This window comes from Sinorhizobium terangae (genome assembly GCF_009601505.1).
Classification (GTDB): Bacteria; Pseudomonadota; Alphaproteobacteria; order Rhizobiales; family Rhizobiaceae; genus Sinorhizobium; species Sinorhizobium terangae.
The window spans coordinates 1-5,664 of sequence record NZ_WITC01000077.1 but is presented as its reverse complement, the minus strand read 5'-3'; the positions used below and the strand labels follow the sequence as shown (position 1 = coordinate 5,664).

General features: G+C 58.1%; 6 protein-coding genes. 4 read left to right on the top strand and 2 right to left on the bottom strand.

What is annotated here, in order from left to right; genetic code table 11:
- Positions 1-61: 61 nt before the first annotated feature.
- The gene (locus GHK62_RS19010) at positions 62-1,183 is read left to right on the top strand and encodes an IS630 family transposase (protein WP_153440672.1); all 1,122 of its coding nucleotides are present in this window, start codon (positions 62-64) and stop codon (positions 1,181-1,183) included.
- Here GHK62_RS19010 and GHK62_RS19005 read toward each other — a convergent pair.
- Both GHK62_RS19005 and GHK62_RS19000 read right to left on the bottom strand, forming a co-directional pair.
- Positions 1,172-1,396 (bottom strand): PfkB family carbohydrate kinase, encoded by a 225-nt coding sequence (locus GHK62_RS19005; RefSeq protein WP_153440683.1) that lies wholly within the window; start codon positions 1,394-1,396, stop codon positions 1,172-1,174. The genes GHK62_RS19010 and GHK62_RS19005 overlap by 12 nt on opposite strands.
- The gene (locus GHK62_RS19000) at positions 1,396-2,166 is read right to left on the bottom strand and encodes a GntR family transcriptional regulator (RefSeq protein ID WP_153440680.1); all 771 of its coding nucleotides are present in this window, start codon (positions 2,164-2,166) and stop codon (positions 1,396-1,398) included. The genes GHK62_RS19005 and GHK62_RS19000 overlap by 1 nt, the downstream gene beginning before the upstream one ends.
- An 864-nt stretch (positions 2,167-3,030) precedes the next feature.
- Here GHK62_RS19000 and GHK62_RS18995 point away from each other — a divergent pair.
- The 3 genes from GHK62_RS18995 to GHK62_RS18980 all read left to right on the top strand — a co-directional run.
- The gene (locus tag GHK62_RS18995) at positions 3,031-4,077 is read left to right on the top strand and encodes an IS110 family RNA-guided transposase (protein ID WP_184109079.1); all 1,047 of its coding nucleotides are present in this window, start codon (positions 3,031-3,033) and stop codon (positions 4,075-4,077) included.
- 600 nt (positions 4,078-4,677) lie between these two features.
- Positions 4,678-5,448, top strand: a complete 771-nt coding sequence (locus GHK62_RS18985) for a GntR family transcriptional regulator (RefSeq protein ID WP_153440680.1) — start codon at positions 4,678-4,680, stop codon at positions 5,446-5,448.
- On the top strand, positions 5,445-5,664 hold a 220-nt coding region (locus GHK62_RS18980; RefSeq protein ID WP_337732954.1), incomplete at its 3' end, for a PfkB family carbohydrate kinase. The genes GHK62_RS18985 and GHK62_RS18980, both read left to right, overlap by 4 nt.

Sequence of the window (5,664 nt, the reverse complement as noted above, 5' to 3'; positions counted from 1 at the left end):
CCTAGTGTCCTGATCGATAAATTTGTGCGATCATTTTCCTTGTTTGAGAAGGGGATGATCGATGGGCAAAGCGGCGGTTGCGATTGTCTTGACGGGTGAGGAGCGCGGTGAGCTGGAGGCATTGGTTCGCCGCCGCGGCACGGCGCAGGGCCTGGCGCGGCGGGCCCAGATCGTGCTGATGGCCGCGGACGGCGTTGAGAACAAGGAGATTGCCGCGCGGCTTGGCACGATGCCGAACACGGTGGCCAAATGGCGACGGCGCTTCGCCGAGCTGCGGCTCGATGGGCTTTACGACGAGCCGCGTCCCGGCGCGCCGCGCCAGATCGGCGACGAAGAGATCGCCGAGACGATCCGGTTGACGCTGGAGACGACACCGCCGGACGCCACCCACTGGAGCCTGCGTTCGATGGCACGGGCGGTCGGACATGCGCCCTCGACGATCCATCGCATCTGGACGGCCTTCGGTCTGCAACCGCATCGCGCCGAGAGTTTCAAGCTGTCTTCGGATGCGCTGTTCGTCGAGAAGGTGCGCGACATTGTCGGCCTTTATCTCAATCCGCCCGAGCGGGCGCTGGTGCTCTGCGTCGATGAGAAGAGCCAGATCCAGGCACTCGATCGCAGCCAGCCGGTGTTGCCGATGCGGCCCGGCCAGATCGAGCGGCGCAGCCACGACTACACCCGGCATGGAACACTTTCGCTCTTCGCCGCGCTCGACGCTGCCACCGGCAAGATCATCGGTCGCTGCTTCAAGCGTCACCGCGCGCAGGAATTCCTGAGATTCCTGCGCGAAATCGAAGCCAACGTGCCGCCAGACCTCGACATCCACATCGTCATGGACAACTACGCCACCCACAAGACCAGCGCCATCCGCAGCTTCTTTCTCAAGCGGCCCCGCTGGCACATTCATTTCACCCCGACGGCGGCGTCATGGCTCAACCAGGTCGAGCGCTTCTTTGCCAACCTGACCGAAAAGCAAATCCGGCGCGGCGTGCACCGCTCCACCGCTGAATTGGAGGCGGCAATCACCGCCTATATCGACGCCGTCAACACCGATCCCAAACCGTTCCGATGGACCAAATCGGCAGACGACATCCTCGCCACCATCAAACGCTTTTGCCTGGCAACCCTGCAAATCGCCGATGTGCAAAACAAATCGGCAGAAACTTCTGAATCAGGACACTAGGGCTTCTGAACCGAATTTGTCGGTACCGACACCCGCTAGCAATTTGCATCTGGCGCCAAGTCGCGCAGCTCCGATAGCCTGATTGGAGCCCTTCCCGCCATTTCCGAAGGCGAATCCCGATCCTAACAGGGTCTCACCTGGCGCCGGGACTTCACCCACAATCCAAAACGCGACTCCGTAAGAGCCAACAACATAAACTTCACAGTTGGGCATCATCTACTCCGGCCGATCAAGCGGCGAGGTTGGGTGCCAGCGAGGGTATTGCGCTCGATCCAGCAGCTGTAAATGTAGCGATCCGCGCGATAGGAAGAGGACGAAAAGTAGATAACCCGATCGGCCGCATCGAAGGCAGTACGGTCGATTTGCAGCACCCTCGTGCCGCTCGACACGTCGAGTGCTTTTGCCAGTTTTGCACGCGCGATGCCGGCCCGTATCTCTTGCTTTGCTCGGGCCAGCGGCACACCAAGTTGCTGCTCGAGAAGCTCGGTGAAAGAGGTGTCGGCAAGGTCGAGTTTTTCCATGAGGCGGCCGATTGCTGGCACGAACGAAACCGTCTCAACCGCCACGACCTCGTCGTCGATCGTTCGTACGCGCTCTATGGTGAAGATACTCTCATTGGTCGGCACGTTAAGTGCGGTTGCAAGCACGGCGTCGGCGGGACGCCAGTGAGCCGTCATATGCCTGGTACCAGGCCGGAATCCGCGCGCGATAGCTTCTTCCGAAAACCCTGAAAAGGTAAGCAGATCCCGGCCGATGTGGCGCTTGGCGACGAACGTCCCTTTTCCAGCGCGTCGATAAAGCAAGCCTTCGCCCACAAGGGTCAGCACCGCTTGCCGCACAGTGCTGCTGCTGAGCTCGTGCTGCTTCATCAACTCCATCTCAGTGGGGAGTTGATCGCCAGGATTGAAGACGCCGCTCTCAATCTGAGACCGAATGATATCGGCGAGCTGAATATGAAGTGGAGTTCTACCGGGTTGTATCATGCGGCCTCCTCAAGCCGAGTCATTGCTATCACTCGGCAATGATGGCTGGCAATATTAGGTTATTGCATTTATGCATGAAATTTGACGTGCGCCTTTGACAGAGCCTTGGGGGAGTCGATCGCGTACTGCCGGGCGGCGGCGCGGCCCTGCTCAGGGCAGCAATGGCGTTCGACGTCGCTTGGACCAGAAGATCGGTTTCGCGATCGCGCGGCGCGCCGTCGAGGCACAAGCAGGTTGCGACAGGGTACCCCGATTCAGACCGACAGGGTCGATGCCGGGCTCGCGCGACACTTTTCGGCATTTCGCACATGCAGACCTAATTTTGCTTCTCGCCCCTTTCAAAGGGGGACTGCCTAAAGACTTCCTAGCGTTATGCCCTGCCTGTATTGCCCCGTGGTGAACGTCACAAGATGCGAAGCAACAATCATGCCATGTGCAGGCAACGACTTAGATTTCAAGCAATTCGGGAGCTTGCGGCTAGGCGGTGTCGCTATCTTTGTCGAATTCCTCGCAGGAGTTTGAAGAGAACCGTTCAAGAGTTCCTTCGCCGTTTGGCAGAACGTTTGGAGCCGGAGCCGCGAGATACTCCTCGTTGCGCGTCCGAGAGCCGAAGGTCGAGGTGGCGACAGGTGGCAATAATCATTCTCAGGACGGTGGCTGACGTGGACTGATGTTCATAAAAAGGTAAGCGGCAAGCAGACCCCGTCTGGCGGAGGGGGTGAGCGGTCGGATATTGGTAGCGGACACAATGAACTGCTGTGAGCTTCTATGTCTGCGCCTAGTTCTGTTGGTGTGGACGGCTCCCTACGGCATCAAGTGTGCCAGAATGAGTTCGTTGGAGTACTCAATCGAGGGAAGCCGCCCGTGAAACAGATTATTCGTATTGGAATAGATACGTCAAAACGCGTTTTTCAATTACATGGCGTGAACGCAAGCGAAGAGACGGTTCTTCGCAAGAAGCTTTCGCGAAAGGAAATGGTGAGATTCTTCGAGAACGCGCCGCCAACCACTATTGCGCTTGAAGCTTGCGGCGGTTCCCATCACTGGGCGAGGCTGTTGGGCTCATTTGGCCACGAGGTGAAGCTGATCGCGCCGCAACTCGCCAAGCCCTATGTCAAGCGCGGCAAGAACGATGCGGCAGATGCGGAGGCACTGTGCGAGGCTATGAGCCGGCCGACAATGCGCTTCGTGCCGGTTAAGACCGCGGACCAGCAGGCAGCACTTATGCTGCTTGGTGTACGCGAGAGATTGATCCGAAATCGCACGCAGCTTTCCAATATCATCCGCGGTTATGCGATGGAATTCGGTGTAATAGCGGCCAAGGGTATATGCAGGATTGAACCCCTACTGGAGCGTATTGCAGCCGATGTATCTCTGCCGGAGTTGGCGCGTGAGCTGTTCGCCATGCACGGTCGGGAGTATCGAGAGCTACTTGCGAAGATCAAGCTGATTGAGGAGAAGCTCATGGCTTGGCATCGTTCTGACGAGTGCAGCCGCCGTCTAGCCGAGATCCCTGGCGTCGGTCCAATCAGCGCTTCGCTGCTGATGATGAAGACCCCAGATCCGAAGATGTTTAAATCGGGCCGTGATTTTGCCGCCTGGATGGGCCTGACGCCGAAAGATCATTCGACTGCGGGCAAGGTCCGGCTAGGCGTAATCACCCGTGCCGGCGATGAGATGTTGCGCAGCGTGCTAGTGGCCGGGGCGACGGCTCTTCTTCAGCATATCCGACGAGGGCGCAGCAAGTACGCTTCTCGATGGATTGTCGAATTGCTTCAACGCAAGAAACCGAAGCTGGTCGCCGTGGCAATTGCCAACAAGATCGCAAGGATCGCGTGGAAGCTTATGGTGAGTGGAGAGAGTTATCGTGGGCAAAAAGGAGATCCCGTTGTCGCAATGCCGACAAGATAAAGCCCGGCCGCCAGGTGAGCATACGCTCGATGCCACCGAGTTGGGTTGACGCGTGAAGGAGGCAAATGGTCTGATCGGTCGGTCCGAGTCGCGAAAGATTCCGTTAGTTCCAGTGGCCTTTGTCAGGTCGGTGTTCTGTTTGGAAATCGCGCTGCGGAAACCATCTTGGCCAGTGGTCCTGTGCGGCCACACAGACAGGCCGCACATATGGAGGCAAGTGATCCGATCAAACAAATCTGCCAAAACACTTGCAAGCGGGAGCCGTCCACATATGGAACTAGAACCTTCCATATGATCGAAGCTGTCGCCGACCGCCTTGAGGGTGCGCCGCGGCAGCTTCGCCGGCGCTGGTCGGATGGTTCAAGGCACGGGCGGTGGCGGAGCATTGCAGCCAGGCGCGAGCGTCTCGACGATCGCGCATCGGGTCGGCATTCACCCGTCGCAGCTCTTTGGCTGGCGTCCCCAATGAAGAACCTCAAGGGCCTGCCCGCCTAGCATCAACTCGGCAGCGTTTTCCCACGTTTCTTGCAAGAATGCAATAATCTTATATTGCCAAACGCAAACGCCATATGGTAACAATGATTCACGTAAGGAGGCCGCATGATACAACCCGGTAGAACTCCACTTCATATTCAGCTCGCCGATATCATTCGGTCTCAGATTGAGAGCGGCGTCTTCAATCCTGGCGATCAACTCCCCACTGAGATGGAGTTGATGAAGCAGCACGAGCTCAGCAGCAGCACTGTGCGGCAAGCGGTGCTGACCCTTGTGGGCGAAGGCTTGCTTTATCGACGCGCTGGAAAAGGGACGTTCGTCGCCAAGCGCCACATCGGCCGGGATCTGCTTACCTTTTCAGGGTTTTCGGAAGAAGCTATCGCGCGCGGATTCCGGCCTGGTACCAGGCATATGACGGCTCACTGGCGTCCCGCCGACGCCGTGCTTGCAACCGCACTTAACGTGCCGACCAATGAGAGTATCTTCACCATAGAGCGCGTACGAACGATCGACGACGAGGTCGTGGCGGTTGAGACGGTTTCGTTCGTGCCAGCAATCGGCCGCCTCATGGAAAAACTCGACCTTGCCGACACCTCTTTCACCGAGCTTCTCGAGCAGCAACTTGGTGTGCCGCTGGCCCGAGCAAAGCAAGAGATACGGGCCGGCATCGCGCGTGCAAAACTGGCAAAAGCACTCGACGTGTCGAGCGGCACGAGGGTGCTGCAAATCGACCGTACTGCCTTCGATGCGGCCGATCGGGTTATCTACTTTTCGTCCTCTTCCTATCGCGCGGATCGCTACATTTACAGCTGCTGGATCGAGCGCAATACCCTCGCTGGCACCCAACCTCGCCGCTTGATCGGCCGGAGTAGATGATGCCCAACTGTGAAGTTTATGTTGTTGGCTCTTACGGAGTCGCGTTTTGGATTGTGGGTGAAGTCCCGGCGCCAGGTGAGACCCTGTTAGGATCGGGATTCGCCTTCGGAAATGGCGGGAAGGGCTCCAATCAGGCTATCGGAGCTGCGCGACTTGGCGCCAGATGCAAATTGCTAGCGGGTGTCGGTACCGACAAATTCGGTTCAGAAGCCCTAG